Origin of the sequence: Mycobacterium sp. 5-140-3-2, assembly GCF_035666375.1 — a bacterium.
Lineage (GTDB): Bacteria > Actinomycetota > Actinomycetes > Mycobacteriales > Mycobacteriaceae > Mycobacterium > Mycobacterium intracellulare.
Genome location: NZ_CP142025.1, coordinates 2,560,040 through 2,585,639, shown reverse-complemented (window position 1 = coordinate 2,585,639; position 25,600 = coordinate 2,560,040). Strand labels below are relative to the sequence as shown.

The following is a 25,600-nucleotide window of genomic DNA, read 5'->3' as shown; positions in this document are numbered from 1 at the left end:
GATCGTGCCCCGCGGCACAGGGAGATACTCACGCCCCGGCGCGTAATAGAGCATCCGCTCTGTTATGGTGGTTGCATGCCGCGGCCCCGCCTTCACGATCCCGACGCCGTACTCGACGCCGTCGAGGACCTGGTGGCGCGGTCGGGCCCGAGCGCGGTGACCATCCGGGCGGTCGGCGCGGCCGTGGGTGTCTCCAACGGCGCTGTGTACCACACGTTCACATCGCGGGGCGGGCTGATGGGCCAGGCTTGGCTGCGGGCTGGCCGGCGTTTCCTGGCGGTACAGACGGCACTTGTCGACGACGCCGCGACCGGTACCGACCCGGGCGGTCCCATCGAAGCGGTGGTGGCCGCCGCCGACGCGCCGGTGGTTTTCACTGAGCAATATCCCGGCTCATCGACGCTGTTGTTGCGTGTGCGCCGCGAGGAAGTACTCGCCGACGATGTCCCCGACGACATTGCCGACGAATTGCGACGCCTCGACAAACTTCTCGTCGATTTGATGGTGCGGCTTGCGGTCGCGGTGTGGGAGCGCAAGGACGCGGCGGCGGTGGACACGATAACCAGCTGCGTCGTCGACCTGCCCACCGCGTTGCTGCTTCGGCGAGACCGCCTCGGAAGCGCCACAGCGCGAGCGCATCTGCGCGCGGCCGTGCGCGCCGTGCTGGAGATCGGCCCTCCCGCCCCGCGGCAACGACGCGGCTGACCGATGAGAACCATGAAAGAAGTCAGGGGAACACATGGCTGTAAAACTGGATTACGACGACAAGATCGCCATCATCCGGCTGGGCGACGATGAGAACCGTTTCTCCCCAGCATTTTTGGATGACGTTGAGGCCGCGCTCGATCAGGTCATCTCGGACGGCGCCCTGGGGCTGGTCACCACCGCCGGCGGAAAGTTCTACTCCAACGGGCTGGATCTGGACTGGCTGAGCGCCCACACCGACCGGGGCTCCTGGTACATCAATCGGGTGCACCGGCTGCTCGCGCGCGTGCTGACGCTGTCCGTTCCCACCGCCGCCGCCGTGGTCGGTCACGCGTTCGGTGCCGGAGCAATGCTGGCGATCGCGCACGACTTTCGCGCCATGCGCGACGATCGCGGGTACTTCTGTTTTCCCGAGGTCGACATCCGCATTCCGTTCAACCCGGGCATGGCCGCGCTCATCCAGTCCAAACTCACTCCTCGCGCCGCGGTGGCCTCGATGACTACGGGCCGTCGGTTCACCGGGCCCGACGCAGCACAATTCGGCCTCGTCGACGTCGCCTGTCCGGCGGACGCGGTCACCGGCACGGCCGTCGACCAGATTCGCCCATTCGGAGGCAAGGACCCGGGCACGCTCGGAGCGATCAAACAGACGATGTTCGGTCACGTCGTGCGCGCACTGACCGACAGCGACGAGGCGCTCTGAAACGGGCTGTGCCGCTTGGCCAATGCGTCCGCAGCCGGGCCGACACGTGACGGCGCGAATACCGCTGAAACTCGTTCAAATTCCCACGCATGGACATTACCTGCGTCCTGTATGGTCAGCATGTCTGCCGGCGCGAGGGAACAGAGGCATCCGATGGCAAACGGCCTTCCCGATAACGCCTACACGTCGCCCCATGTCTTGGATCCCGGTCTTCGCAAAGTGGCTCGATTCCTGCCCCGGGGTTACGCCTTGCACCGCGGTCTGAAGCTGCAGCGCGCCATCATGAACCTGATGGGCAACGCCGGCCGCATCCGCACCGTGCCGGTGGCCGCGGTCAACGAGCACGTCAGCGTCCGCCTGCACCGTCCGGCCGGCCTTGCCGACCACGCACCGGCGCTGCTGTGGATCCACGGCGGCGGCACCATCATGGGCCACGCCGCCCAGGACGACAAGTATCTGCGCCAACTGTCTCAGCTCACCGGCGTCGCGATCGCGGCGGTCGAACACCGGCTAGCCCCCGAACACCCCTACCCGATACCGGTCGAGGACTGTTATGCGGCCCTGCTCTGGCTGGCGCGCCAGCCATGGGTGGACCCGGATCGAGTCGCCGTCGGCGGCGCCAGCGCCGGCGGGCATTTCGCCGCCGCGGTGGCGCAGCGGGCGCACGACCGCCAGGACGTCAAAATCGCTTTCCAAATGCTGGTGTATCCGATGCTCGACGATCGCACCGGCGCCCGGCGTGACGGCCCCAGGCGGATCATGTGGACCGAATCCGATAACCAATTGGCCTGGCAGTGGTACCTCAATGGGGCCGATCCCGAAGAGGCGGCACCGGCCCGCCGCAAGGATTTGTCGGGCTTGCCGCCCGCCTGGATCGGCGTGGGAACGCTGGACCTCTTTTACTCCGAGAGTCTGGAGTACGCGCGACGCCTGCGCGAGGCGGGCGTCCCGGTGCAGGAGGAGATCGTTCCGGGCGCGTTTCACGCGTTCGACCAGATCGCCGACAAGGCGGCGATCTCGGCGAAGTTCTTCCAAAGCCAATGCGACTATTTGCGGGGCGCCCTCACCCCCAGCGGATGACCGGCCCGAACCCACCTCTTGCACCACAGCGGCTGGCCGAATGATGTTGCGCAAGAACAGGGCTGGTGCGAGGCGGCGAGAACGCGGAACGCCGCCGCTCGCCCTGGACGGTGCCGGGCGGCCTCGCCTCCGCACCGCCAGATGGCACCTTTTGACTGCAAACTGTGCACAACGTGCAACTATATGAGCATGGCCAATCCCCTGGGGCTACGCGAGCGCCGCCGCCGGCAGACGAGCGCCGACATCCGCGACGCCGCCGTACGGCTCACGCTGGAACGGGGATTCGACAAGGTCACGGTCGACGAAATCTGCGCCGAAGCCGGCGTCTCGACCCGCACGTTCTTCAATTACTTCCCCAACAAAGAGTCCGCACTCGCCTACGGCCCCTCTGACATACCCGCCGAGCTGGCCGAGGATTTCGTCGCCGCCGGACCCGCCCCCTACTCGGTCGTCCTCGCGGAACTGATCACCCTGGCGGCACACCACCTGCGCGACGTCCCCCCTCGGCGCGAACACGCAGCTCACATGCTCGAACTCGCGAAGACTTCGCCCGCCGTCCTGGCGGCGTTCCTCGCCGATCTGGAACGATTCCAGAACCAGTTGACGGACATCATCGTCCGCCGCCAGGCGATGCAGCCCGACGACGAGATGGCCGCGCTGATTTCCGCGCTGGCGCTGACGGCGGTGCGGTCGGGCCTGGAACGCTGGGCGAGCGGGGAGGCGAGTGAAACCGCCGACACGCCGATGCCCTATGTTGAGCGTGCCGCCGCGCTGGTGAACAGCATCTTCACGAAGTGACCTGAAACACCAGCAGCAAATGTTGCATACACTGCAAGGTATGCACATCATGTACTATGCGCTGGTGGCGTTACCCGGGGAGGCTTCAGCAACAAGGTGAGCCGGGTGTCGCCGCCGGGGACGTCGGCAGTGGGGATGGGCGACTTTCACCGCGTTTGACGGTCTTGCGCGCACGAACCAAGCAATCCACGCAATTCGTTGTTGATCGGTGCGACTGTGGGCACTCACCTGTCCACGACCTCCAGTCGCGCAAACGCTGATCCGCGTCACGTCCGCGTGATGAGGAAGGGATCACCCAGGTGCAGATATCGAGACTTGTGCGCAACGCCTGGCTGCCGCTGTTGATCGTGGCGGTGGTGCTGGTCGGCGGGTTTGCCGTCGTTCGGGTCAAGTCGTTCTTCGGCGCGCACGACACGGGCGTCATGACCAGCCCGCGACTCGATGAGTCCAAGCCGTTCAAGCCCAAGGTCGTCAAATACGAGGTCTTCGGCTCGGCCGCCCAAGCCAACGTGAACTACCTGGATCTGTCCGCCGACCCGAAGCGGATCGACGGCGCGCCACTGCCGTGGACGCTGGTCCTGAGCACCACCGCCCCTTCGGTGTTCCCGAACCTCTCGGCACAAAGCGACGGCAACTCCCTCGGTTGCCGCATCACCATCGATGACGAAGTCAAGGACGAGAACCTCACCCACGGCGTACACGCCCTGACCTTCTGCATGGTGAAATCCGCATGAGCACAACGTTCAACGACGCCCGCACCGACACCATCCCCGTTGTCGACGAACCCGTTCGGGACAAGATCCCCCGGCTCATCCGGACGTTCGCCGTACCGATCATTCTCGGCTGGATCGCGATCATCGCGGTGCTCAACGTCTCCGTCCCCCAGCTGGAGGAGGTCGGCAAGATGCGCTCGGTGTCGATGGCACCGGATGACGCGCAGTCGGTCGTCGCCACCAAGCGCATGGGCGCGGTGTTCAACGAGTACAAGTCCAACAGCTCGGTGATGATCGTCCTCGAGGGCCAGAATCCGCTGGGCGCGGACGCGCACGCCTACTACGACGACATCGTCAAGAAGCTCGACGCCGACACCAAACACGTTGAACACGTACAGGATATGTGGAGCGATCCACTCACCGGAGCGGGCGCGCAGAGCAACGACGGCAAGGCCGCCTACGTCCAGGTCTACCTCGCCGGTAACCAGGGCGAGGCCTTGGCCAACGAGTCGGTGGAATCCGTCCAACACATCGTCAAGAGTGTGACCCCACCCAAAGGGGTGAAGGCCTACGTCACCGGTCCCGCGGCGTTGTCGGCGGACCAGCACGAGGCCGGCGACCGCAGCATGCAGCTCATCACGGCGGCCACGTTCACCGTCATCATCGCGATGCTGCTGTTGGTCTATCGCTCCGTCATTACGGTGCTGCTCACGCTGGTGATGGTGGTGCTCGAGCTGTCGGCCGCACGCGGAATGGTCGCGTTCCTAGGCTATTTCCAGCTCATCGGGCTCTCGACGTTCGCCACCAACCTGTTGGTCACCTTGGGTATCGCGGCCGCCACCGACTACGCGATCTTCTTGATCGGCCGATATCAGGAAGCCCGCTCTATCGGCGAGTCCCGAGTAGATGCGTACTACACGATGTACAAGGGCACCGCGCACGTGGTGCTCGGGTCGGGCTTGACCATCGCCGGCGCCACCTTCTGCCTGCACTTCACCAACCTGCCCTACTTCCAGACGCTGGGTATCCCACTGGCGATCGGCATGGTGGTCGTCGTCGCCGCGGCGTTGACGCTGGGTCCCGCGGTCATCTCCGTGGTAATCCGCTTCGGTAAGACACTGGAACCCAAGCGCACGCAACGGATTCGCGGGTGGCGCAAGGTCGGTGCGCTCGTCGTGCGCTGGCCCGGCCCGATCCTGGTGATGACCATCGGGGTGGCGTTGGTGGGCTTGCTGACCCTGCCCGGGTACCGGACCAACTACAACGACCGCAACTACCTACCGACGGACCTGCCGGCCAACGAGGGGTATGCGGCCGCGGATCGGCACTTCTCGCAGGCGCGGATGAACCCCGAAGTGCTGATGATCGAAAGCGACCACGATCTGCGGAATTCGGCGGACTTCTTGGTGATCGACAAGATCGCCAAGACGGTCTTCCGGGTCCCGGGCATCGGGCGCGTGCAGGCGATCACCCGCCCGCAGGGCACGCCGATCGAACACACGTCGATTCCCTTCCAGATCAGCATGCAGGGCGTCAGCCAGCAGATGAGCCAGAAGTACCAAGAAGATCAGATGGCCGACATGCTGCACCAGGCCGACATGATGCAGACGACCATCGACAGCATGGAAAAGATGTCCAGCATCACCGTGCAGATGGCCAACGACATGCACGTCATGGTCAGGAAGATGCACGACATGACCATCGATATCAACGAATTACGCGACCACATGGCCGATTTCGAGGACTTCTTCCGGCCCATGCGCAGCTACTTCTACTGGGAAAAGCACTGCTATGACATCCCGGCGTGCTGGTCGCTTCGCTCGGTGTTCGACGGCCTCGACGGCATCGACACCATGACCGACGACATCGAAAGTCTGCTGCCGGTCATGGACCACCTGGACACCCTGATGCCCCAGATGGTGGCGCTGATGCCTTCCATGATCGAAAACATGAAGGCGATGAAAACGACCATGCTGACCATGTATTCGACCCAGAAGGGCCTGCAGGATCAGCAGAAAGAGGCGCAGAAGAACTCCAGCGCCATGGGTAAGGCGTTCGACGCCTCCAAGAACGACGACTCGTTCTACCTGCCCCCGGAGACCTTCAACAACAAAGAGTTCAAGAAAGGCATGAAGAACTTCATCTCCCCCGACGGGCACGCCGTGCGCTTCATCATCAGCCATGACGGCGATCCGATGTCGCAGGAAGGCATTTCGCACATCGGGGCGATCAAGAAGGCCGCCTACGAGGCGCTCAAGGGCACGCCGCTGGAGGGCTCCAAGATCTACCTCGCCGGCACCGCGTCGATCTACAAGGACCTCAGCGACGGCAACACCTACGACCTGTTGATCGCCGGAATCGCTTCGCTGTGCCTGATTTTCATCATCATGCTGCTCATCACGCGCGGTGTGGTGGCCTCGGCGGTCATCGTGGGGACGGTCCTGCTCTCGCTGGGCGCGTCCTTCGGACTGTCGGTGCTGATCTGGCAGCACCTCATCGGCATCGAACTGCACTGGATGGTGCTCGCGATGTCGGTGATCATCCTGCTGGCCGTGGGCGCCGACTACAACCTGCTGTTGGTCGCGCGGTTCAAGGAAGAGATCCACGCCGGCCTGAACACCGGCATCATCCGCTCGATGGGCGGCACCGGCTCGGTGGTCACCTCAGCCGGCCTGGTGTTCGCCTTCACGATGATGACGATGGCCGTCAGCGAGTTGACGGTCATCGGCCAGGTGGGGACCACCATCGGGCTGGGTCTGCTGTTCGACACCCTGATCGTGCGGTCGCTGATGACACCATCGATTGCGGCGCTACTGGGCAAGTGGTTCTGGTGGCCACAGCACGTGCGTCAACGGCCGGTCCCCTCGCCGTGGCCCAAACCCGCCGCCAAAGAACGCGAATCCGTAACCGCGGACGCCTGACCCTCGAGAGTGCACCTGCCGACGGTCCCACTCGGGATCCCGTCGGCAGTTGCGCTTTTGCGGCAGATGACTCCTACGTGACCCAGTCCGGCTGCGCGTCGGTCTCCACGTTGGCGAAGTCCTTGTGCCCCAGCCCGGCGGTGGTGCCGCCGTCGACGACGAACTCCGAGCCGGTGGAGTAGCTGGATTCGTCGCTGGCCAGATAGACCACGAGGTTGGAGACCTCCACGGGTTGGGCGGCCCGGCCCAACGCCGTTTGGAAGATGTCGTCCGGGACCCAATCGGTCATCGGGGTCTTGATGAGCCCGGGGTGAATGGAGTTCACCCGGATTCCGCTGGGCCCCAGTTCCAGTGCGGCCGACTTCGTCAGCCCGCGCACCGCGAATTTGGTTGCGGTGTAGCCGTGGCAGGCGATGGTGCCGGCCATGCCTTCGATCGAGGAGATGTTGATGATCGATCCCCGGCCCGCTTCCTTCATCGGCTTCACCACGGCGCGGATGCCGAGAAACACCCCCGTCAGGTTGATGTCGATAATGCGCTGCCACTCCGAGAGCGCGTAGTCCTCCAGCGTGCCGATGTTGATGATGCCCGCGTTGTTGACCAGCACGTCGATGCGGCCGAACTCGCCCAGGGCGGTCGCCACCGCCGCGTCCCAATCCTGCGGCTTGGTCACGTCGAGGTGCAGGTAGCGGACCGCTTGGAAATGGGGGTCGACCTCCGCGGCCACCGCCTTGCCCTCGTCGTCGAGGATGTCACCGAACACCACCCTGGCTCCCTCGGCGACCAGCGACCGCACGTGCGATGCACCCATCCCCCGGGCGCCGCCGCTGATGAGCGCGACCTTTCCCGCCAACCGTTCTGCCACTGCGCTTCTCCTGTCCTCTGAGTTCGTCTCTGCACCATACGTTCAGGAGGCAATGTATGGCCATAGCCAAACGCCGGGTCAGGAGTCGTAGGCGCGCAGCAGCGCCCGCGTGCGGGCCCGGCCCTCCGGTGACGGATCGAATGCCGCCGCAACATACTCGTCGACGCCCGCGGCGCGCAGCTCGTCGAGCCGGCCGCGCACGGTGTCCTCGTCGCCGATGATGGCGGCATCCTGCGGCCCCGCGTAGCCCTCGCGGTCGAGCATCGCGCGGTACGACGGCAACTCGCCGTAGATGGCGAACTGTTCGGCCGCCTGCTTACGGACGGCGTCGACATCGTCGGTGACGCTGACGGGCAACGACGCGGCGACACGCACCTCGTCCTCCCGCCCGGCATCGGCGGCCGCCCGCCGCAGCGTCGGGCCGACATGTTCGGCCAGCGTCTTGGGGCCGGTCATCCAGGTGCAGGTGCCCGACGTGCGCCGGCCGGCGATCTTGAGCAGCTGCGGGCCCAGGGCCGCGATGTACACGTCGGGCTTCGGCGCCCCGGTGATCATCAGGGCACCGCGGGTGGTCACCGTCTCCCCCGCCGCGGCGGCGGGTTCACCGGCCAGCAGGGGCAACAACCCGTCGAGGTATTCGTTCAGCCTGCGCACCGGCTTGTCCCACGGGATGCCCCACATCCCCTCGGTCACCGCCTGATGGGTCATGCCGAGCCCGAGCGTGAACCGGCCACCCGAGGCGAGGCTCAGCGTGAGGGCACGCTGCGCCATGAGCATCGGATGCAGATTCTGGATCGGCACCACACCGCTGGCCACCTCGATCGTGTCGACCTCGTGCAGCGCGATGGCCAGAATCGTGAGAAGGTCTGGCTCATAGGGCAATTGGCTCATCCACACCCGCGTGAAGCCCTCGTCGCGCAGCATAGCGAGGTTGGCGATCGTCGCGTCGATCGGCGATTGACCGCCCGATCCGCTGAGTTGCCCGAACATGGAGATCTGCATGACCATCACGCTCCTTCGCGTCGCCTTCGGGAAGGTTATCGCCCTTCCCCGGGGCGCACCCGAGCGGAGGTCGCCGAGCCCGGCTCAGCCGACGACGTCGAAGACCGCGGTAGCCGAGGTGACGGCCTTGTCGGCGTTGCCTTCGTCGTGCAGCAGCATGCGCACGCCGACGCGCCCGGGCCCGCCAGGATGCGCGGTGCCCTCGACCCGGAATGGACCCACCTTGCCGCGCGACATGAACATCACGTGCCAGCTCACGACCTGCAGCTTTCTGGTTCCCGCGACCTCGGCGGCCAAATCGATTGCGGCGGTCTCGAGGACGACGTGCTGGGGCCCGATGTGCAACGCCGCATCCGGTGACGCGAGTTCGGTGCTGAGCTCGGGCAGGACCCAATGGCCGTCGCCGCGACGGCTGGCGCCGAAGGCCCGCCACAGCGGGGGCAGATCCGGTGAGTCCTCGATCACCAGCTCCGTGCCCGAAACATCCATCCTGTCCAGGCCTTCGGGCGGGATGCCGATGATCGCTCCCTGCCCCTCGTTGAAGGCGATCACCCGCTGCGGGTTATCGGCGTCGACGATCGTGCAGCGCCCGTAGCCCATGGTGCGGCCCTGGTGCACGATGCCCGACCCGACGATCTCCACCCGCGTCACGTCGTAGCCGGGGTCGACGATCTGTACCGACGCGATCACCGGGTTGGGCACGGCGACCATGTCGGTCTGGCAGCCCTCCGGGGAGGAAATGGCCAACGGCGCCACCATGATTCCGCCCGCCTCGTTGCGCATGTCGCGGCGGATGGTGACGGTGTCGTCGGTCTCGCCGAGATTCATCGACGAGTGTTTGCGGCCGATATAGCGGTAGCTCAGCAGGCCCGTCCAGCGTCGGTACAGTTCGTCGCGGTAGGCGTCGGCGTCCCCCGCCAACTCTCGGATGTCACGAAGCTGGTCGCTCAATTCCGTTCTCCTCCCGGACTTTTGCCGTGTCGCACCTGATTGAACGGCACGCCTCGGTCATCGGCGCGCTCGCGCGGAAAGTTCAGCACCCGCTCGCCGATCACGTTGCGCGCCATCTCGGTGGTGCCACCGCCGATGCTGGCGGTCTGCCGGCCCAGATAGCGCGTCCCGATATCGAGGAGTGCGCCGTCGTCCGCGACCACGGCCGACGTCCCGGACACGGCAAGGGCGGTGTCGGTTTCCACGTCGTGCACCGCGGCCATGGATAGCCGGATGATCGATCCCGCGGCTGGCGGCAGGACGCCGCCGGCGACGGCATGAAAGACGTGCTCGCTGAGCTGGCCGTGGACCGTGCGGTGAACCAGGGCCCGACCGATCATCTCCCGGACCCGCTCGCTGTCGTGCTGGTCGGTCTTGTCGACCAATGCCAGCAGGTCGACCGAAACATCTTCGGCCTCAGCGATTCCCGGCCCACTGGTGTACTCCGAACCGTCGCCCATGCTGCGGCGTTCGTGGTAGAGCTGGCGCGACGCAACCTCCCAGCCCTTGCCCGACTCGCCGACAACGGCGTCATCCCCCACGTCGACGTCGTCGAAGAACTCTTCGCAGAACTCGATCGACCCGTTGACCTGTTCAACGCGGTTGATCGTGATGCCGGGATGCCGAAGCGGCACCAGGAACATCGTGAGACCGTCGTGCTTGGGCACGTCCCAGTTGGTGCGGGCCAGGCACAGCCCGTAATCGGCGGCGAATGCCCAGGTGCTCCAGGTCTTGGCGCCGTTGATGATCCACCGGCCGTCGCGGCGTTCGGCGCGGGTGATGACGCCCGCCAGGTCAGATCCCCCGCTGGGCTCCGAGAGCAGCTGCACCAGTACCTCGTCGCCGCGCAGCGCGGCCGGGATGTGGGTTTGCTTTTGCTCCTCGCTGCCCATATCGAGGATCGTGGCGCAGCAGATGGCGAAGGACGGGACGTTGAGCAGAAGCGGCGTCTCATAGCCGAGCGACTCGGCGTCAAAGGCCTTCTTGTATTCGTAGCTCAGCCCCAGGCCGCCATACTCACGCGGGAAACAGATGCCGGCGAATCCGCCCTCCCACAGGAGCTTCTGCAATTCGCGGGCCCGGTGCCAGGCCGGCAGCTGATCTCGCTGAAGCGACACCGCCTCGGCCGGATCGAGTCGCGGCATGTTCGCGGCGAGCCAGGCCCTGGCCCGGCGCCGAAATTCCTCGACCGACTCGGAAGTCACCGGCTGGCCTCTCACTCGACCGTCGTCCTTGTGCTGGGCGACTGTACAGCAACGGCGACGGCGCTGTACAGGTGGCGCCCTACGACCTGTTCAGGTCGACCGCGGCCCGAATGAGCGCCGTCAACGCGTTCTCGTCGATCGTGTCGCCCTCGTGGAAATCGATTGCGCGTCTGGTGTTGCCGTCGAGGCTCGAATTGAACAGACCCGCGGGATCCTGCAGCGACGCCCCCTTCGCAAACGTCATCTTCACGACGTTCTTGTACGTCTCGCCAGTGCAGATCATCCCGTCGTGATACCACACCGGAACGCCACGCCACTTCCACTCTTCAATTACGTCGGGGACGGCCTCCTTGATCAGTTGCCGGATCCGGGCGAGCGTCTCGCCGCGCCAATCCCCCAGTTCCTCGATCCTGGCATCGATCAACGAGGCGGGAGATTTGGCCGCGGCGTCGTGCTTGGAGTTGGTCATCGCGGTTCGCTTTCGTTCAGGCTGTCGCTCGCCGGACCGTATCAGGGGAGGTGAATCGCCGGTCGGGTGCAACGACCCCGTGTCCAGCGGCGAGTTCGACCGCAAGTAGTCTGCCGTCGACCAACATGACCGACACACATCCCTTCGACGAAGCCGTCCGCCTCGACACCGTCAGCGCGGACGTCCGACGCGGTCGCACGCACGCGGAGTGGGCCAACATGGTCGGGCCATTCGGCGGGATCACGGCCGCCGTCATGCTGGCCGCCGTCGAAGGGCAGCCCGACCGCATCGGCGAGCCGCTCGCCCTGACCGTCAACTTCGCCGCACCGATCGCCGACGGCGACTTCGACATCGCGCTTCGGGCCGCGCGCACCAACCGCACCAACCAGCATTGGATTGTCGAGCTCAGCCAGGATGGGGTGGTCAAGACCACGGCGACCGCGATCTTCGCGATCCGGCGCGAGAGCTGGGCCGACACGGAAGCGCACCCGCCGAGCGCGCCGGCCCCGGAGCAGTTGTCCGCCGTCGATCCGGGCCTCGTGCGATGGACCGGCCTCTACGACACGCGCTACGTCGAGGGGGCGATGCCCGGCAAAGGCGGGGACCCCAGCCCCTCTTCGACCACCACGCTGTGGGTGCGCGACCGCGCGCGCCGCCCGGTCGACTACGCGGCGCTCGCGGCGCTGTGCGACATCTTCTACCCGCGGGTGTTCCTGCGTCACGGCGGCTTCCTCCCGTCCGGAACGATCTCACTGACCACGTACTTTCACGCCGATCAGCAGCTACTCGAGGCCGTCGGAGACGACTTCGTGCTGGCCACCGCCCACGCCAACCGCTTCGCAAACGGCTATTTCGATCAGAGCGCGCAGGTGTGGACCCGGGCGGGCGGACTGCTGGCCACCACACATCAGATCGTCTACTTCAAGGGCTGACAGGTTTACACTTCGCCAGTGAAACGTCACGCCGGGGCCCTTACGGGCAGAATCGAGCCGCAATGACAGAGCGCGCGGAAAACCTGGTCACCGACGGCTTGCCCGCGATCGAGTCCATCAAGCAGCTCAAAGCGCGCTACTGCCGCTACCTGGACACCAAGGATTGGGCGGCCTGGCGAACGATCTTTGCCGACGACTTCGTCAGTGACACCTCCGAAGCGGGCGGCAAGGTGATCGCCGGCGCCGACGACTTCGTCGCCTTTACCCGCCAGGCCCTGGGCCGACCCACCCAGGCCACCGCGCACCAGGTGCACACCCCCGAAATCGAGCTCACGTCGGCAACGACGGCGCGTGGGATATGGGCGCTGCAAGACGTCGTTCGGTTCGGGCCCGGGGCAACCTTGGTCGGCTACGGCCATTACCACGAAACCTATGAAAACGTCGCGGGCCGCTGGCTTATCAAGAGCTCCAAGCTAACTCGGCTCCGCGAGGACATCGTGACCCCGCTATTCTCGATTTACGTGTCCCCCCGAATCCGCACGGCGATCGCCAAAATCGCCGGCCGGCTGATGGATCGGTGACGCGTCGTGGCTGTCGACACCGTTCTGGTCACGGGCGCATTCGGACAAGTCGGTAGGCGCTGCACGCAGCTCCTGCTCGACCGGGGGCACACCGTCGTCGCGATGGATCTGCGCAACGACAACACCGTGGCCGTCGAGAAAGAACTGGCCGCCGCGGGCCAATCCGGGACGCTGATCCCCGCCTACACCGATCTATTGGACGCCGACGCGGTGCGTGATCTGGTCGCGGCCCACCGTCCCGGGGCCGTCGTCCACCTGGCCGCCATCGTCTCTCCGCCGTCGTATCGCAACCCTGCATTGGCCCGGCGCGTCAACGTCGGCGGCACCGAGAATCTCTTGGCCGCCTGCGCCACGCTCCCCCGCCCACCGCTGTTCCTCATGGCGTCCAGCGCAGCGGTGTACGGATCGCGGAATCCCTTCCGCCAGCCCGAGCGGATCACCCCGGATACCCCGGTGAATCCCATCGATCAATACGGCCAGGACAAGGTGCTTGCCGAGGCGGCGATCCGTGCCAGTGGCCTGCCCTACGCGCTCTACCGGCTCGCGGGTGTCATCTCGCCGGACACCCAGGCCGGTATCAACGGTGACTATCTCGTCCTGATGCGGTCGATGCCGAGCGATAACCGCATTCACGCGGTGGATGCGCGCGACGTGGCACTGGCGTTCGCCAACGGCGTCGACCGCGAAACGGCCATCTCCGGCAAGGTGTTGCTCATCGGCGGCAACGAGACGTATGTGATGCTGCAGCACCGGCTGCAAGACGACCTCATGACCGCGGCGGGGCTGGGCCCGCTCGGCCCCTCGGCCGGCCTGCCCGGCGACCCGGGCGACGATCGCGGCTGGAGTTTCACCGGCTGGTACGACACCACCGAAGCGCAGGCGCTGCTCGAGTTTCAAGAGCATGACTGGCAGCAGACGGTGGCCTGGCTCGCCGACTCGCAGGGCCCTGTGCGCAACGTGCTGCGGCTGCTTGGCCCGCTATTGCGGCCGATTCTGCGCGCCGTCTTCGTGGTGCAGCGCCGGCTGGAAGGGCGCGGCCCCTACGCCGACCCCTGGGGATTGATCGAAAAGAAGTACGGCACGGCGGCATTGGCCAGCGTCGACTAGCGCGACGCAAACCAGACGGCGGCCTTACGGATCGAGTCCTCGACGGGTTCGGGCGTCCATCCCAGTTCGCGGGTGGCCTTGGAGTGGTCCAGCGGCGACATCAGTTCGGCCATCCGGATTCCCGCGTAGGCGAACGGCAGGTCGCGGCCCAGCAGCCAAGCCGCCGCGTCGTTCACCCGCGCCCCGGCCCGCAGCACCGACATCGGGATGCCGATGCGCGGCGATCGCCTTCCGACGGCGGTGGCGGCGATCTCATGCAGCTCCCGGATGCTCATGTACCTGTCGGACACGATGTAGCGTTCGCCGTCGCGCGCGTGCTCGGCGGCGAGAAGCATTGCCCGGGCGGCGTCTTCGATGCCCACCACTTCGGACGAGTAATCGAAATAGAACGGAAAACGGCCCTTGGCGACCAGGGCGAGCAGCGCACCGTGCGGGGTCGGCGCCCAGTCGCCCGGCCCGTAGGTGGTGGAGATGCACATCGCCACGCCCGGCAGGCCCTTGTCCCGCGCGTACGACAGCAGCAGGTCTTCGCCGGCCACCCGCGCTTCGATGTAGGCGCCGCCCTGATCCCAGTTGTGCGGGTCCTCCTCGGTGACCGGCTTGCCGTCGCTGATCGCCAAAGAGCCTGTGGTGCTGGTGTATACGAACCGCTTAAGGTCGGCGCCCAGAGCCGCGTCCAGAACATGGCGCAGGCCCTCGACATTGGTGCGGAACAGCGGCGCCGGATCACGCAGCCACATTCTGGCGTCGACGACGCAGTAGTAGACGACGTCGCAGCCCGCCATCGCGGCGCGCAGCGCGGCGTCGTCGAACACGTCGCCGTAGCAGCGCTCGACGTCGAGATCGTCGATGCCCGCGGTGGAGCTGGTGTGGCGCAACATGACTCGCACGTCTTCACCCGCCGCCACCAGTTGCCGTGTGACATGTGATCCCAGAAACCCGCTCGCGCCGATCACCAGCTTCTTGTCGGCCACTAGCGGTCTATCCATGCCATTTGCGCCTCGGCGTGATGCCCTCCCACGGGTGGGGTGAGGCGGTCGAGCCGCGCCAGTTGGTCCGGGGTCAGCTCTAGCGCGTCGGCCCCGACGTTTTCTTCCAGGCGGGTGACCCGTTTGGTGCCCGGGATGGGCACGATGTCGGGCCCTTTCGCGAGCAGCCACGCCAATGCGACCTGGGCCGCCGTGGCGCCGACGTCAGCGCCGATCTCGCGCACTTCGTCCGCGCATCGCAGGTTGTGCTGGAAGTTCTCGTCGAAGAACCGCGGATTGGTCTTGCGGTAGTCGCTGTCGGGGAGCTCCTCGGTGGAGCGGACCGTACCGGTGAGGAAGCCGCGGCCCAGCGGTGAGTAGGCGACGAAACCGATGCCCAGCTCGCGCAGCAACGGCAAGATCGCCGGTTCTTGGTCGCGCGTCCACAGCGAATACTCCGATTGGACGGCCGTGACGGGATGCACCGCGTGCGCGCGGCGGATGGTGTCGACGCCGACTTCGGAAAGGCCGATGTGCCGGATCTTCCCTTCGGAAACCAGCTCGGCCAGCGCGGACATCGTTTCTTCGATCGGGGTCTGTCGGTCGAGGCGATGCTGGTAGTACAGATCGATGTAATCGGTTTCCAGCCGCCGCAGCGAACCGTCCACGGCCAGGCGGATATTGGCGGGGCTGCTGTCGAGCCCGTCACGGCCGGTATGCGAGATGAGACCGAACTTGGTTGCCACCACCACCTGATCGCGACGGCCCCGCAGGGCACGCGCCAGAAGTTCCTCGTTGACGTAAGGGCCGTAAACCTCGGCGGTGTCGATCAGGGTGACACCCAGGTCGATGGCGCGATGGACGGTGCGGATCGATTCGGCGTCGTCGCTTCCGGCGCCGGCATAGGCGACCGACATTCCCATCGCGCCCAGTCCCAGGCGCCCGACCCGCAGCTCACCGAGTTGAGCCTGTTTCATGGCCCTTCTCCTCTTCTTGACGTGGTTCAGCGAGGCCTCGCTGAGCGCTGGACGGTACCGTGGCGCTGTGTCCCGCGTCGAGCTTCCCCCGATCTGATGGGCGGCGCAATCAGCCCGCGCCCGGCCCGCGATCTGGCGGTTGACTATTACCGCGTATCCGGAGTGGTGCTGATCGTGCTGGGACACTGGCTGGCCGGGTCGGTGACCTACCACGACGGACAGTTCGGCCGGCAGAACCCGCTCGTCGACATGCCCTGGACCCAGTGGCTGACCTGGCCCTTCCAAGCGGTTCCGACGTTCTTTTTGGTGGCGGGTTACGCCGGCGCGGTGTCGTGGACGCATCGGCGCGACACCGGCGGAGTCTCGCGCCAGACCTGGTTACAACACCGGCTGGCCCGGGTGCTCGGGCCGACCGCGGCGTACACCGCGTTGGTGTCGGTGGCGGTGGTTGTGCTGGGCGCGTGCGGTGTCGCGGGTTCGGTGCTCGAGTACGCCGGCTGGGCGGTGGCGATGCACCTCTGGTTCCTGGCGGTGTATCTGGTGGTGGTGTCGCTGACGCCGGTTGGGATTGCCGCACACCGCCGTTGGGGCCTTCGGGCGCCCGCGGCGCTCGTGTTGGGGGTCGCGGTCGTCGATGCCGCCAGGCTCAGCACTCACGTGCACTACCTCGACTGGCTGAACTACCTGTTGGGCTGGGGAGCCCTGTATCAGCTCGGAATCGCCTGGCGCGGTGGGCTATTGACGGGCCGCAGGCCCTGGTTGCTGGCCGGTGCCTCGGCGGCGGGGCTGGCGGGGTTGATCTGGCTGCGAGTCTATCCGGTCAGCATGATCGGCGTTCCCGGCCAGACCATCGACAACACGACACCGCCTACCGTGGCGCTGATGGGCTTTGGTGGCGCGCAAACGGGCATCGTCATGGCGCTCGCGCCCATGCTCAACCGCGCGCTGCGCGCGGCCCGCGTCGAGCGGGCTCTGTCCATCGCCAACAACAACATCATGGCCCTCTATCTGTGGCACATGATTCCCGTCGTGATCGTGGCGATCGTCGGGTATCCGGCCGGACTCTTGCCGCAACCCCCGGAAGGAAGTGCCGCCTGGTGGCTGGCCCGGCTGGAATGGGTGGCCATCCTCAGCGTCGTGACGGCAGCCGAGATCGCGCTGTTATGGTGGGCGCGAAGGGTTTTCGCCGCTCCCCTGCCACTGCTCGGTGTCCCGCTCAGCGAGCGCCGGGCCGAGCCCGTGATGCTCACCGGCGCCGCGATGACCGCCTACGCCCTGGCCGTGGTCGCCGCCAAGGGCTTCGCCCCAGACGGGCGGTTTCCGTGGGTGATCGCGGTGGTCTTCGCCGCCGGGGCGCTCTTCGCGGCGTTGCGCCCCACGGCCCGGCGCACGAACGCTACATGACGACGCCGGCAATCAGATTTGGCGGTGCTGCAGCCGCGCGATGATCCAGAACGGCAGCGCCACGAAAACCGTACCCCCGATGAGGTTGCCGACGGTGGTGATGCCGATGTTGGTGAGCAAGCCGTGCGCGCCGAACCCCCAGCCGATCGCGCCGCGGGGCGCGGTCGGATGGAAGAGGTTGAGCAACAACGGAAGACCGAGGAATCCGACATTGGCAATCACGTGCTGGGTGCCGCCGATCACGAATGCGAACGGGCCATAGAACGCGAACGTCATCCTCGCGACGTCGCTGCGGGCCTTGAAGAACATGCACATCGAGGTCTGCAGGAACCACGTGCAGACGACGGCGAGCAGGAGCGCGGTCCAGAAGGGCTGGCCCGCCTTGAGGGTGCCGACGGTCGCGGCGCGCTCGGCAAAGGCGCCCAGGTAGGGACCGCCGGCCGCGGCGCAAATGGTGACGAATATCAGTGCGCCGGCGATGTTTCCGACGAGTCCGACGGTCACCAGGAGGGCGTAGTTACCGACGCTGAGTGTGCGTTTGAGCACGGCGAGGAAACCGGCGGCCATGTCCGCGGTGATCAGCGACATGCCCGACACCAGGATGAGGACGAAGGACATGCCGAACGCCAGGCCCATCAACAGGCTCGCCACCCCGGGCGTCTTGACGCCGGTACTGACCACCAGGGCCAGCAGTGCCCCGAACGCCACCATCACGCCACCGACCAGGGAGCGCATCAAAAAGGCCCACGGATGCGCGGCTTTTTCCACTGCCATGGCCGCTACCCGATCCACCATCGCTCCCACCGTCAGCGGCTCGAAGGGATCCTCGGGGGCGCGGTCAGTGGTGACGACGCCGGTGGGCAACGCGGTGACCGTGCCCGCCGTTGCCGAGCTCGGCAGCGGCTGCGCTGGAGCGTTGATGGTCATCCGTGTTCGCCTTTCCGTAAGGTGTTGATCGCGTGGAGGACTCCAGAGACGTGGTCCTCGGTGAGGCGCTCGCCGTCGAAGACGTGGCTGAGCAGGATCTTGAGGTCGAGCATCTGTTGCAGGTAGACCAGGCACGGGGGGCATTCGTCGAGGTGCTTGGCCACGATCGGTCCCCATTGCCGCGGGTCGGAGTCGACGAGGTCGTCAACCAGGCGGACGAAGTCGACGCAATCGATGGCGGGGACGGTGTTGTCGTGAACGGTCATCGTTGATACCGCTTTTCCAGTTCGTTTCGGAGATTTCCGCGGGCGCGGTACAGCAGCGCCCGCTGCGCCTCGGAGGTCAGATCGAGGAGCTCGGCCGCCTCGTCGGCGGGGGCGCCGACGATGTCGCGCAGGATGACCAGTTGCCGTTGCCGCTCGGGCAAGGCGTCCAGCGCCGCACGGACGTACCCGACGAGTTCGCTTTGGACCGTGTGATCTTCCGGCAGAAAGCGCCGCGACGGCGGCTCGCGCCAGTGTCCGGCATCGGGGTGGCCGTCGGGGTGCATGCGGCCCGATAGGGGGTCAGCATCCGCGGTCGCCAGCATCTCGTGATGACGGATCCGCGATTCCCGGCGCCGGTGGCGCGACGCGGTGTGCTTGACAATCCCGAACAGCCAGGTGCTCACCGACGAGCGCCCCTGGAACGAATCCGGCGATTGCAGCACCTGCACCCACGCCTCCTGCACGGCTTCTTCGGCGACGGCCGGCGAATCCACCATGGTCCGGGCGAAATTCACCATGGGGCGGTGGTAGTCGCGCACCAGGCTGGCCAGCGGAACCCCGCCGACCAGCCGTTGTGATCGGGTGCCCTCGGGCGGCACCGCCACCGGGGTCACCATCGGTCCATGCTCAGGCGCATCGGGCCAACTCCCAGCGCAGCTGGCCCTCGGACGGCGACTGGACGGGGATGAACGCGGCCTCCCGGTAGCGGCGACTCACCGAGGTCCGGCTCGCATATCCCTTCCCACCAGCGGTTCGCATCTCCAAATCAGTGCTGGCGCTGGATAATTCGGCCGCGGTGAGCCTCAGCGACAGCAGCTCCTTCTTGACCGGCGACCGGGGGCCGCCCACCGCGGCGGCCAAGTGGGCCAACGTCGCCTCGGCGTCGGTGAGCCTTTCGCAGACGCGGTCGACGTCGGTGCCGAACACCGCGTTGACACCGCCGAGCCCCAGCCTGGCGTGGTCGATTGCCGCCCTGGCCAGCCCCAGACACATCGCCGACTGCAGCACAAGGAAAGTCGGGCGGACCGCGTGCAAAAAGCCTTCGAAATCGCGCGACAGCACCTGGCCGTCGGGCACGTGAGCGCCGTCCAGGTTCAGATACGACGAGGCCGTGCTCCCCATGGCCAACAGCTCGAAGTGCTCACCCAGGAGCACCCCGGGTGTGTCCAACGTCATCGCGACGATCAATCTCTCGCCGGCATCGGTGCGCACCGCCGTCACCATGGTCGAGTCGGGGTAGAGGTTGCTGGCCCACCTGATCGGGCCGGACACCCGGTAGCCGCCGGCTACCGGTGTGGCGGTCAACTCCACGCTGCCACAGCCCGCGGCCTCTTTGAAGGCCGCGGCCATGCCGGTGACTCCCAGCACGGTTCCCGAAAGCAGCCGGTCGGCGGCGGCCGCGCCGAACGGTGTTGCGGCCGTCAGCAAATACTCGACCGCCATGCGATGGGCCCACAGCGAAAAGCCTGTGCTCATGCACGTCCCCGAGATCAACCGGATCACCTCGGCCATCGCCGGGAGCCGGCCGTCGGCGTTGGCCGGGGCGCCGATGCCGAGCAGACCGGCCTCCCCCAGCGCCGTGAAGCTGCGACGGGACCGGTGCTCGCCGCCGTCCAATGCCGCGGCGTGGGCCCGAATGTCTTCCAACAGGCCGACATCCAGCCGGCCGGCCGCGGGATCCAGGGTCGCCGTCATTTCGCCACCTCCTGCGCCTGCTCGGCGGAGTGTTGCCACGCGTAATCGAGGAACTTGCCGTCGAATGTGACGACGACTCTGTCGCCCTGGGGGTGCGGACGGCGCTGCACGCTGAGCTGAAAGTTGATCGCGCTCATGATGCCGTCCCCGAATTCTTCATGGATGAGTTCTTTGATCGCCGGACCGTAGACCGCCAGCGCCTCGTGGAACCGGTAGATCGTCGGATCTTTCGCTATGGTCGCATCGGATCCCCGGTGCGGCATCATTTGCAGAACGGCCACCGCCTCCTCGTCGAGGCCGAGGAGCGATGCCACCGCCCGGGCGTCGCCGGCCGAGAGCGGATGCTGCCCGAGCAGCGCGGCGACGGTCCATGCCGGGTCCTTGCCGATGGTTTCGGCGATTTTCGCCCAGCTCAGTCCGTGCTTGACGCGGGCGAGCCTGATCGTCTCGGCAAGGTCGGATTTGGTCAATGTTTTTGCCATGGTTCTGGTTTGAGGTTGCGATGCTTATCCGGCGCGCAGCGTCGATTCGAGGCTCACCGGGTTGCGAAACGTGTTCACGACCGGCGACCACGCGATGGCGTTGTCGTGGATCTCCTTGAGCGTGGCTTCGTCGGCGTCGCCGGCGAGGCTCACCGTGCAACGGACCGCGCTGAACCCGAGGCGCTTTCGTTCGGGGGTGTCCCCCACGCCCCACACCGCGGAGATGTCGATGTCGCCTTCCATCTCGACCTCGATTTTGGTGAGGGTCACGCCACGATGTGTGGCGTTGGCCAACAGCCCCACGGACACGCACGAGCCCAGCGCGGCCAGGGCGGTTTCGGAGGGGTTGGGTGCCGAGTCGTCACCGAGCAGCGCGGGCGGCTCCCCCACCAGCATCGGCGCCAGGTCGCGGACGTAGGTCATGTTGCGAAATCCGGTCTCACACACCGTCTTGGCCTTGAGCGTTTTCTTGCCGGTCTCGGGGTTGGCCTTGGCGTTACACGACAGCCGGTCGAGGCCTTCGGCGTCGATGACGAGCGCGTCGGTCATGGGTGTTCTCCGTTTCTCGCTGATTGTGCGGTTTCACGGAATTAGTGTTTGGCGGGCACCGATGCGTGACGGCGGGTGGGATTGATTTACCCGCGCGCCACGAAACGTCACATGGGTGAAACGCGGCGGCCCTCAGCGGCCGTCACGGCGCGGCGAAGTTTGCTCAGCGGAACAGGCTTTGCCCGATGTAGTGGCCTTCAGCGGGCGCGGGAGGAACCGCGAAGATAGCTGATCCGATGTGGCGGATGTATTCGTTGAGTAGGTCGTGGGCGCCCAGGCGGTTCTGGAGGCGGATAAAATCTTGCGGATCGTTTTGGTAGGAGATGAACAGCAGACCGGCGTTGAGTTGGCCGTTGGCGTCCAGACCGTCCGTGTAGTTGTAGGACCGCCGGCGGATCATGATGCCGTCGTTGTTTTCGCGGGCGGCCAGGCCGACGTGGGACATCGGATCGATGAGCGGGTTGCCGTCGGCGCCCTTGGCGGTGAAGTCGGGTGTATCGAATTCGGCCTTGCCGCTCAGCGGTGCGCCTTCGTCCTTGGTTCGGCCGAAGATCCTCTGCTGGTTGCCGATCCGGTCGACGTCCCATGTTTCGAGCAGCATTCGGATCTTGCGGACGACCTGGTAGGTCCCGCCGTTCATCCAGGGCTGGTCGCTGTTATCGGCCCAGACGAATTTGTGGTATTCGGCATCGGTGGCGACATTGCGGGTTCCGTCTTTGAATCCCAACAGGTTTCGCGGCGTGTGCTGGCCCGGCCCTGCTGAGGCGCGGCCGAATCCCAGCACCGCCCAGAACGGGGAGACGATGTTGCGTCCGAGCCGGGCCAAGTTGCGCACGGCGTGGTAGCAGACCTGGGGGTCGTCGGCGCACGCCTGCACGGACAGGTCGCCGCCGTGCAGGCGGGGATCGAGGTTGTCCCCGTTGAGCGGTGGCAGGTCGGTGAATTTGGTGGGGCGTCGCGCGGCCAGTCCGAATCGGTCACCGAACAGTGCCGGGCCCAGGCCGATGGTGACGGTCAGGCTGGCCGGGCTCAGCCCGTAAGCCTCTCCCGTGTCGGCGGGTGGCTGCACATCGACCTGCGGCTGCACGGTACCGACCGGCTTCCCCTGCTGCAGGATTGCGGCCGCGGCCGACCATCGCGCCAAGAGGGTTTGCAGCTCGGCGCGGCCGGCGCCGGCGGCCAGGGAGAACGACATGAACATGGCGTAACGCTGTGGCGGGGTGTCGATTCCGCCCTGGTGCGCCTGCCCGTAGAACGGGTAACTGCGACGCAGGTCGACGGTGTCGTCGTCATCGCCGCGCTGTCCGGCCGCCATCGCGTGCCCGGCGAGGCCTCCCCCGACGGCGCCGAGGGCCGCGCCGCCGAGCCCGGCCAGCATGGCGCCGCCGAGCGCGCGCCGGCGCGACACCGCTGCCGAGTCCGGCTGTGCCCCAATGCCGTCCGGGCCGTCGTCGGCCAAACCGGTGCTGTCGTCGGTCACGATCAGCCGCCCGCGACGACTTTTTGGGCGACGGTGGACAGGCTCTGATGGAGCGGCTGGATGACCGCGGTCAGCTTGGGCGCATCGCTGGCCTTCAGCGCGGGGGTGTAGGTCCGGTAGCCGCCCAGGGCGGTGGGGTCGCGGTACCCGTCGAGCGTGGCGAGCACGTTGCGAAACTGCTGATCGATCTGCTTGACGAGATTGGCGTCGATCCTGTCCAGGCCCGGGCGCAGCGACGCGTACGCCTGCTGGGCGCCTTCGATGTTGCCCGAAAAGTCCATCAGGTCAATGTGACTGAACGCCTCTTCCTCGCCGGTGATCTTGGTGTTCTGGATCTCTTCGATCAGGTCGCTGGCGCCGTTGGCCAAGTCCTCGGGTTTATACGTCAGGGTGGTGATGATGCCGTTCAATTTGCCGACGTTGCCGACCAATTCCGTGCTGAACGCCTTCGTTGCGGGGGTGATCGCACCGCCCTGCCACAGGTCACGCTCGATGGCGTGGAAACCCCTCCACCCGACCCTGGCGTCGACCGGGGTGGACTCGCGCATGTCGATCAGATAGTCGAGGCTGCCGGCATTGTCACCGACCGCATAGCCTGGCAGCACGAAGCCCTCGACGGTGGACTCCGAACGCTCCCAGAACAACCGGGCTTTGGCGTAGGACGTCTTCGCGGCGTCGAGGTCGCCCGACTGCACCGCGGCGTCGAGGACCTTCACGCCGTCGTTGAGTTGGGCGATCTGATTGACGACGTAGGCCGCATAGTCCTTGGTGCCCTGGCTGAGGATGCTGGCCACGGTGCCCGTCGGCGTCGCCGGCGCGGTACCCGTCACCGTCAGGGTCTGGTATTCGGTGCTCGCCCCCGGGCAATAGAGCTGGTAGGCGCCGCCGTCCAGTGTGACGGTGAACGACACCGGGTCCAGGCCCGGCGCAAGGTTCTCCTTCTCGCCGATAATCCGCTGGTCCCTGAGCAACTCGACTTCGTTGATCCCGGGGGCGTTCGCGTTGGCCACCGTGAAGGTCACCGGGCCGGCGGGCACGGTGGCGGTGTCCAGCGCGCAGCCGTCCTTGCCGGCGTCGTTGGTCATGGTGACCTTGACGGCGCTGGTGCCACCCGGCCTCGGTTGCGCCGCGGGGCCCGAGTTAGTGCCCGGGTGGCTGCAGCCGGTCGTAGCCGACAGTATGCCGGCTACCAAAGCCATTGCTGCCAAACGCATCTCAAAGATGTGGTGCCTCGCGGTACGCTTCACCATCAATCGTTCCCTCTCGTGTTGCCGGCGTGCCGGCGCCGCATCGAGGCTATAGCGCCGAGACCGCAGAGCAGGGCGAAACCGCCGAGCGCCAACGGAAGCCAGACATTCCAGAGCTGCCGGTCCGCGCGATTGCGTCCGCTGGTGGCGATCTCGGCCGCGGTCGAGTGGTCTTCGGCGCAGGACGTGGACCAGTCGGTCGCCAGCCCGCCCAGACTGACGGTCTTGGCGCCGGTCAGCCCGCCGCCGGTCAAGATCGCCGTGCGGTTGCTCGTCGCTTGCGCACTTACCACGACATCACCCCGGGCGAGCACGGTGTACACCGTGGTCGTCGACCATTGACCCTGAAACGGCCCTGGAGTGCGGCCGACCCCGAGACCGACGGGCAGCCGACCCCCCGTCATGCTCAGCAACTGATCCAGCGTGACGTCCGGCGCACCGTCGGCACCGGCGGCCTCGGAAGCCTGCCATACCTGTACGGGCACGCCGTCCACGGTTTGGTGGTCCGCCGGGACGAGCACGACGCTGTGGACGGTCGCGGCGCCCGCGGGGGCCACGGTCAGCTCGCGTCCGTGCGGCCCGGTCCCCATCGACACCGCGGCGGTGTGGCCCGAACGGTCGGTGACGGTGCGCGGCCGCGCGTTCGGCGACGAGCCACCGGCGGGCGCCATGATCGCCAGCCCCGCCGCCGCGACGAGCAGCAGCGTCGAGGCGGTCGCCAGCAGCCGGCTCCGGGCTCGCGGGGCGGCGGCGACGCCGGCGGGCCACAGGAACACGATGAGCACTGGCACGGTATACAGCAGCCAGCCCAGCACCTCGATCAGGCGCGGGTCGGCGGGGATGCCGAATACGCCGGCGGTCACCGCGCCCAGGACGGAATTGCTCGGTATCCACCCGGACAGGTCGAGCACCTGCTGCTGGCCGATGCTTACCCAGCCCGCCTCGTGTGCGGTGCGCAGGCCGCCCACCACCAGCCCGGCGGCGATCAGCACCAAGAACACCCCGGTCACCCGGAAGAATCGGCCGAGGTTGAGTCGCACGCCACCGAAGTACAGGCCCACGCCGAGCCCGATCGCCGTCGCGATGCCCGCGGCGCCGCCGAGCAGGGCGAACCACCGGTTGCCGTGCGACGTCTCGGCGGCGGCCAGCAGGAACACCGACGTCTCGAAGCCCTCCTTGAGGACGGCGAGAAACGCCATCGCGGCCAGCGCCAGCGCGCCGCCACGATGGACCGCCCGCCCGGCGTCGCGCTCGAGTTCGCCCTTGAGCTGCGCGGCGTTGCCGTTCATCCAGATGATCATCGACGTCACGAACACCACGGCGATGGCGTTGATGACGGTTTCCATCATCTCTTGCTGGACCTGCGGCAGGCTCGCGGCGAACAGGTCGAGGCCGACACCCACCGCGACGCTGAGCACCACGGCCACCGCCACGCCGGCGAACATCGGCCGGATCGTCTGGCCGTTGCGCTTGAGGAAGGCGGCGACGATGCTCACGATGAGCGAAGCCTCGAGGCCTTCGCGGAGGCCGATGA

At 66.7% G+C, this 25,600-nt stretch carries 26 protein-coding genes; 10 read left to right on the top strand and 16 right to left on the bottom strand.

Going from position 1 to position 25,600, the window contains the following annotated elements:
* Window positions 1-75: 75 nt before the first annotated feature.
* From P6281_RS12150 to P6281_RS12125, 6 genes are all read left to right on the top strand, one after another.
* Window positions 76-705, top strand: coding sequence for a TetR/AcrR family transcriptional regulator (locus P6281_RS12150; protein WP_008256519.1), 630 nt, complete (start codon window positions 76-78; stop codon window positions 703-705).
* 34 nt (window positions 706-739) lie between these two features.
* The gene (locus tag P6281_RS12145; RefSeq protein ID WP_008256518.1) at window positions 740-1,408 is read left to right on the top strand and encodes an enoyl-CoA hydratase-related protein; all 669 of its coding nucleotides are present in this window, start codon (window positions 740-742) and stop codon (window positions 1,406-1,408) included.
* Between the two features lie 153 nt (window positions 1,409-1,561).
* Window positions 1,562-2,488 (top strand): alpha/beta hydrolase, encoded by a 927-nt coding sequence (locus P6281_RS12140; protein WP_008256517.1) that lies wholly within the window; start codon window positions 1,562-1,564, stop codon window positions 2,486-2,488.
* 189 nt (window positions 2,489-2,677) lie between these two features.
* Entirely contained in the window at window positions 2,678-3,286 is a 609-nt protein-coding gene (locus tag P6281_RS12135) for a TetR family transcriptional regulator (RefSeq protein ID WP_008256516.1), read from the top strand.
* 299 nt (window positions 3,287-3,585) lie between these two features.
* The gene (locus tag P6281_RS12130; RefSeq protein ID WP_269147570.1) at window positions 3,586-4,020 is read left to right on the top strand and encodes an MmpS family transport accessory protein; all 435 of its coding nucleotides are present in this window, start codon (window positions 3,586-3,588) and stop codon (window positions 4,018-4,020) included.
* On the top strand, window positions 4,017-6,920 hold the full coding sequence (locus P6281_RS12125; RefSeq protein WP_042911796.1) for an MMPL/RND family transporter: 2,904 nt from the start codon (window positions 4,017-4,019) through the stop codon (window positions 6,918-6,920). Before P6281_RS12130 ends, P6281_RS12125 begins: the two co-directional genes overlap by 4 nt.
* A gap of 73 nt (window positions 6,921-6,993) precedes the next feature.
* On the opposite strand, the gene P6281_RS12120 is transcribed toward P6281_RS12125, so the two are convergent.
* The 5 genes from P6281_RS12120 to P6281_RS12100 all read right to left on the bottom strand — a co-directional run bounded on the left by P6281_RS12120 (window position 6,994) and on the right by P6281_RS12100 (window position 11,451).
* On the bottom strand, window positions 6,994-7,785 hold the full coding sequence (locus P6281_RS12120; protein ID WP_324738912.1) for an SDR family oxidoreductase: 792 nt from the start codon (window positions 7,783-7,785) through the stop codon (window positions 6,994-6,996).
* 78 nt (window positions 7,786-7,863) lie between these two features.
* Window positions 7,864-8,793 carry a TIGR03564 family F420-dependent LLM class oxidoreductase gene (locus P6281_RS12115; RefSeq protein WP_179300640.1) on the bottom strand — a complete coding sequence of 310 codons (930 nt, stop codon included), beginning with the start codon at window positions 8,791-8,793 and terminating at the stop codon, window positions 7,864-7,866.
* A gap of 78 nt (window positions 8,794-8,871) precedes the next feature.
* Window positions 8,872-9,738 (bottom strand): hypothetical protein, encoded by an 867-nt coding sequence (locus tag P6281_RS12110; RefSeq protein ID WP_014941877.1) that lies wholly within the window; start codon window positions 9,736-9,738, stop codon window positions 8,872-8,874.
* Window positions 9,735-10,982: an acyl-CoA dehydrogenase family protein gene (locus tag P6281_RS12105; RefSeq protein WP_324738911.1), complete on the bottom strand. Its 1,248-nt coding sequence runs from the start codon at window positions 10,980-10,982 to the stop codon at window positions 9,735-9,737. The genes P6281_RS12110 and P6281_RS12105 overlap by 4 nt, the downstream gene beginning before the upstream one ends.
* 79 nt (window positions 10,983-11,061) lie before the next feature.
* Window positions 11,062-11,451, bottom strand: a complete 390-nt coding sequence (locus tag P6281_RS12100; RefSeq protein WP_008256496.1) for a DUF1801 domain-containing protein — start codon at window positions 11,449-11,451, stop codon at window positions 11,062-11,064.
* A gap of 125 nt (window positions 11,452-11,576) precedes the next feature.
* On the opposite strand from P6281_RS12100, the gene P6281_RS12095 reads away from it, so the two are divergent.
* From P6281_RS12095 to P6281_RS12085, 3 genes are all read left to right on the top strand, one after another.
* Window positions 11,577-12,383, top strand: a complete 807-nt coding sequence (locus P6281_RS12095) for an acyl-CoA thioesterase (protein WP_008256489.1) — start codon at window positions 11,577-11,579, stop codon at window positions 12,381-12,383.
* Window positions 12,384-12,445: 62 nt separating this feature from the next.
* Entirely contained in the window at window positions 12,446-12,964 is a 519-nt protein-coding gene (locus P6281_RS12090) for a nuclear transport factor 2 family protein (protein ID WP_008256487.1), read from the top strand.
* Window positions 12,965-12,970: 6 nt separating this feature from the next.
* Window positions 12,971-14,071: an NAD-dependent epimerase/dehydratase family protein gene (locus P6281_RS12085; protein WP_008256485.1), complete on the top strand. Its 1,101-nt coding sequence runs from the start codon at window positions 12,971-12,973 to the stop codon at window positions 14,069-14,071.
* Here the strand turns inward: P6281_RS12085 and P6281_RS12080 are convergent.
* Entirely contained in the window at window positions 14,068-15,045 is a 978-nt protein-coding gene (locus P6281_RS12080; RefSeq protein WP_095763203.1) for an NAD-dependent epimerase/dehydratase family protein, read from the bottom strand. The genes P6281_RS12085 and P6281_RS12080 overlap by 4 nt on opposite strands.
* Window positions 15,045-16,016: an aldo/keto reductase gene (locus P6281_RS12075; RefSeq protein ID WP_008256480.1), complete on the bottom strand. Its 972-nt coding sequence runs from the start codon at window positions 16,014-16,016 to the stop codon at window positions 15,045-15,047. Before P6281_RS12075 ends, P6281_RS12080 begins: the two co-directional genes overlap by 1 nt.
* A gap of 96 nt (window positions 16,017-16,112) precedes the next feature.
* On the opposite strand from P6281_RS12075, the gene P6281_RS12070 reads away from it, so the two are divergent.
* Window positions 16,113-17,420: an acyltransferase family protein gene (locus P6281_RS12070; RefSeq protein ID WP_014384658.1), complete on the top strand. Its 1,308-nt coding sequence runs from the start codon at window positions 16,113-16,115 to the stop codon at window positions 17,418-17,420.
* Between the two features lie 12 nt (window positions 17,421-17,432).
* On the opposite strand, the gene P6281_RS12065 is transcribed toward P6281_RS12070, so the two are convergent.
* From P6281_RS12065 to P6281_RS12025, 9 genes are all read right to left on the bottom strand, one after another.
* On the bottom strand, window positions 17,433-18,347 hold the full coding sequence (locus P6281_RS12065) for a formate/nitrite transporter family protein (protein ID WP_014382505.1): 915 nt from the start codon (window positions 18,345-18,347) through the stop codon (window positions 17,433-17,435).
* Window positions 18,344-18,613 (bottom strand): hypothetical protein, encoded by a 270-nt coding sequence (locus P6281_RS12060; RefSeq protein ID WP_008256475.1) that lies wholly within the window; start codon window positions 18,611-18,613, stop codon window positions 18,344-18,346. The genes P6281_RS12065 and P6281_RS12060 overlap by 4 nt, the downstream gene beginning before the upstream one ends.
* The gene (locus P6281_RS12055) at window positions 18,610-19,230 is read right to left on the bottom strand and encodes an RNA polymerase sigma factor (protein ID WP_014384657.1); all 621 of its coding nucleotides are present in this window, start codon (window positions 19,228-19,230) and stop codon (window positions 18,610-18,612) included. The genes P6281_RS12060 and P6281_RS12055 overlap by 4 nt, the downstream gene beginning before the upstream one ends.
* Before the next feature lie 10 nt (window positions 19,231-19,240).
* On the bottom strand, window positions 19,241-20,308 hold the full coding sequence (locus tag P6281_RS12050) for an acyl-CoA dehydrogenase family protein (RefSeq protein WP_014384656.1): 1,068 nt from the start codon (window positions 20,306-20,308) through the stop codon (window positions 19,241-19,243).
* Complete coding sequence (gene cynS, locus P6281_RS12045; protein ID WP_014380078.1) at window positions 20,305-20,790, bottom strand: cyanase; 486 nt, start codon at window positions 20,788-20,790, stop codon at window positions 20,305-20,307. Before cynS ends, P6281_RS12050 begins: the two co-directional genes overlap by 4 nt.
* A gap of 24 nt (window positions 20,791-20,814) precedes the next feature.
* A complete protein-coding gene (locus P6281_RS12040) occupies window positions 20,815-21,339 on the bottom strand; it encodes an OsmC family protein (protein WP_014384655.1) in 525 nt (174 codons plus the stop codon).
* 163 nt (window positions 21,340-21,502) lie between these two features.
* A complete protein-coding gene (gene efeB, locus P6281_RS12035; protein ID WP_324738910.1) occupies window positions 21,503-22,819 on the bottom strand; it encodes an iron uptake transporter deferrochelatase/peroxidase subunit in 1,317 nt (438 codons plus the stop codon).
* 2 nt (window positions 22,820-22,821) lie between these two features.
* Window positions 22,822-24,018 (bottom strand): iron uptake system protein EfeO, encoded by a 1,197-nt coding sequence (efeO, locus tag P6281_RS12030; RefSeq protein WP_373307926.1) that lies wholly within the window; start codon window positions 24,016-24,018, stop codon window positions 22,822-22,824.
* A 50-nt stretch (window positions 24,019-24,068) separates the two neighbouring features.
* On the bottom strand, window positions 24,069-25,562 hold the full coding sequence (locus tag P6281_RS12025) for an FTR1 family iron permease (protein WP_232065596.1): 1,494 nt from the start codon (window positions 25,560-25,562) through the stop codon (window positions 24,069-24,071).
* Window positions 25,563-25,600 lie beyond the last annotated feature (38 nt).

Coding starts and splice junctions, on each gene's coding strand:
- P6281_RS12150 (WP_008256519.1), top strand. CDS start 76: ATGCCGCGGCCCCGCCTTCACGATCCCGACGCCGTACTCGACGCCGTC.
- P6281_RS12145 (WP_008256518.1), top strand. CDS start 740: ATGGCTGTAAAACTGGATTACGACGACAAGATCGCCATCATCCGGCTG.
- P6281_RS12140 (WP_008256517.1), top strand. CDS start 1,562: ATGGCAAACGGCCTTCCCGATAACGCCTACACGTCGCCCCATGTCTTG.
- P6281_RS12135 (WP_008256516.1), top strand. CDS start 2,678: ATGGCCAATCCCCTGGGGCTACGCGAGCGCCGCCGCCGGCAGACGAGC.
- P6281_RS12125 (WP_042911796.1), top strand. CDS start 4,017: ATGAGCACAACGTTCAACGACGCCCGCACCGACACCATCCCCGTTGTC.
- P6281_RS12115 (WP_179300640.1), bottom strand. CDS start 8,793: ATGGTCATGCAGATCTCCATGTTCGGGCAACTCAGCGGATCGGGCGGT.
- P6281_RS12100 (WP_008256496.1), bottom strand. CDS start 11,451: ATGACCAACTCCAAGCACGACGCCGCGGCCAAATCTCCCGCCTCGTTG.
- P6281_RS12095 (WP_008256489.1), top strand. CDS start 11,577: ATGACCGACACACATCCCTTCGACGAAGCCGTCCGCCTCGACACCGTC.
- P6281_RS12090 (WP_008256487.1), top strand. CDS start 12,446: ATGACAGAGCGCGCGGAAAACCTGGTCACCGACGGCTTGCCCGCGATC.
- P6281_RS12075 (WP_008256480.1), bottom strand. CDS start 16,016: ATGAAACAGGCTCAACTCGGTGAGCTGCGGGTCGGGCGCCTGGGACTG.
- P6281_RS12070 (WP_014384658.1), top strand. CDS start 16,113: ATGGGCGGCGCAATCAGCCCGCGCCCGGCCCGCGATCTGGCGGTTGAC.
- P6281_RS12065 (WP_014382505.1), bottom strand. CDS start 18,347: ATGACCATCAACGCTCCAGCGCAGCCGCTGCCGAGCTCGGCAACGGCG.
- P6281_RS12060 (WP_008256475.1), bottom strand. CDS start 18,613: ATGACCGTTCACGACAACACCGTCCCCGCCATCGATTGCGTCGACTTC.
- P6281_RS12055 (WP_014384657.1), bottom strand. CDS start 19,230: ATGGTGACCCCGGTGGCGGTGCCGCCCGAGGGCACCCGATCACAACGG.
- P6281_RS12050 (WP_014384656.1), bottom strand. CDS start 20,308: ATGACGGCGACCCTGGATCCCGCGGCCGGCCGGCTGGATGTCGGCCTG.
- cynS (WP_014380078.1), bottom strand. CDS start 20,790: ATGGCAAAAACATTGACCAAATCCGACCTTGCCGAGACGATCAGGCTC.
- P6281_RS12040 (WP_014384655.1), bottom strand. CDS start 21,339: ATGACCGACGCGCTCGTCATCGACGCCGAAGGCCTCGACCGGCTGTCG.
- efeO (WP_373307926.1), bottom strand. CDS start 24,018: ATGGCTTTGGTAGCCGGCATACTGTCGGCTACGACCGGCTGCAGCCAC.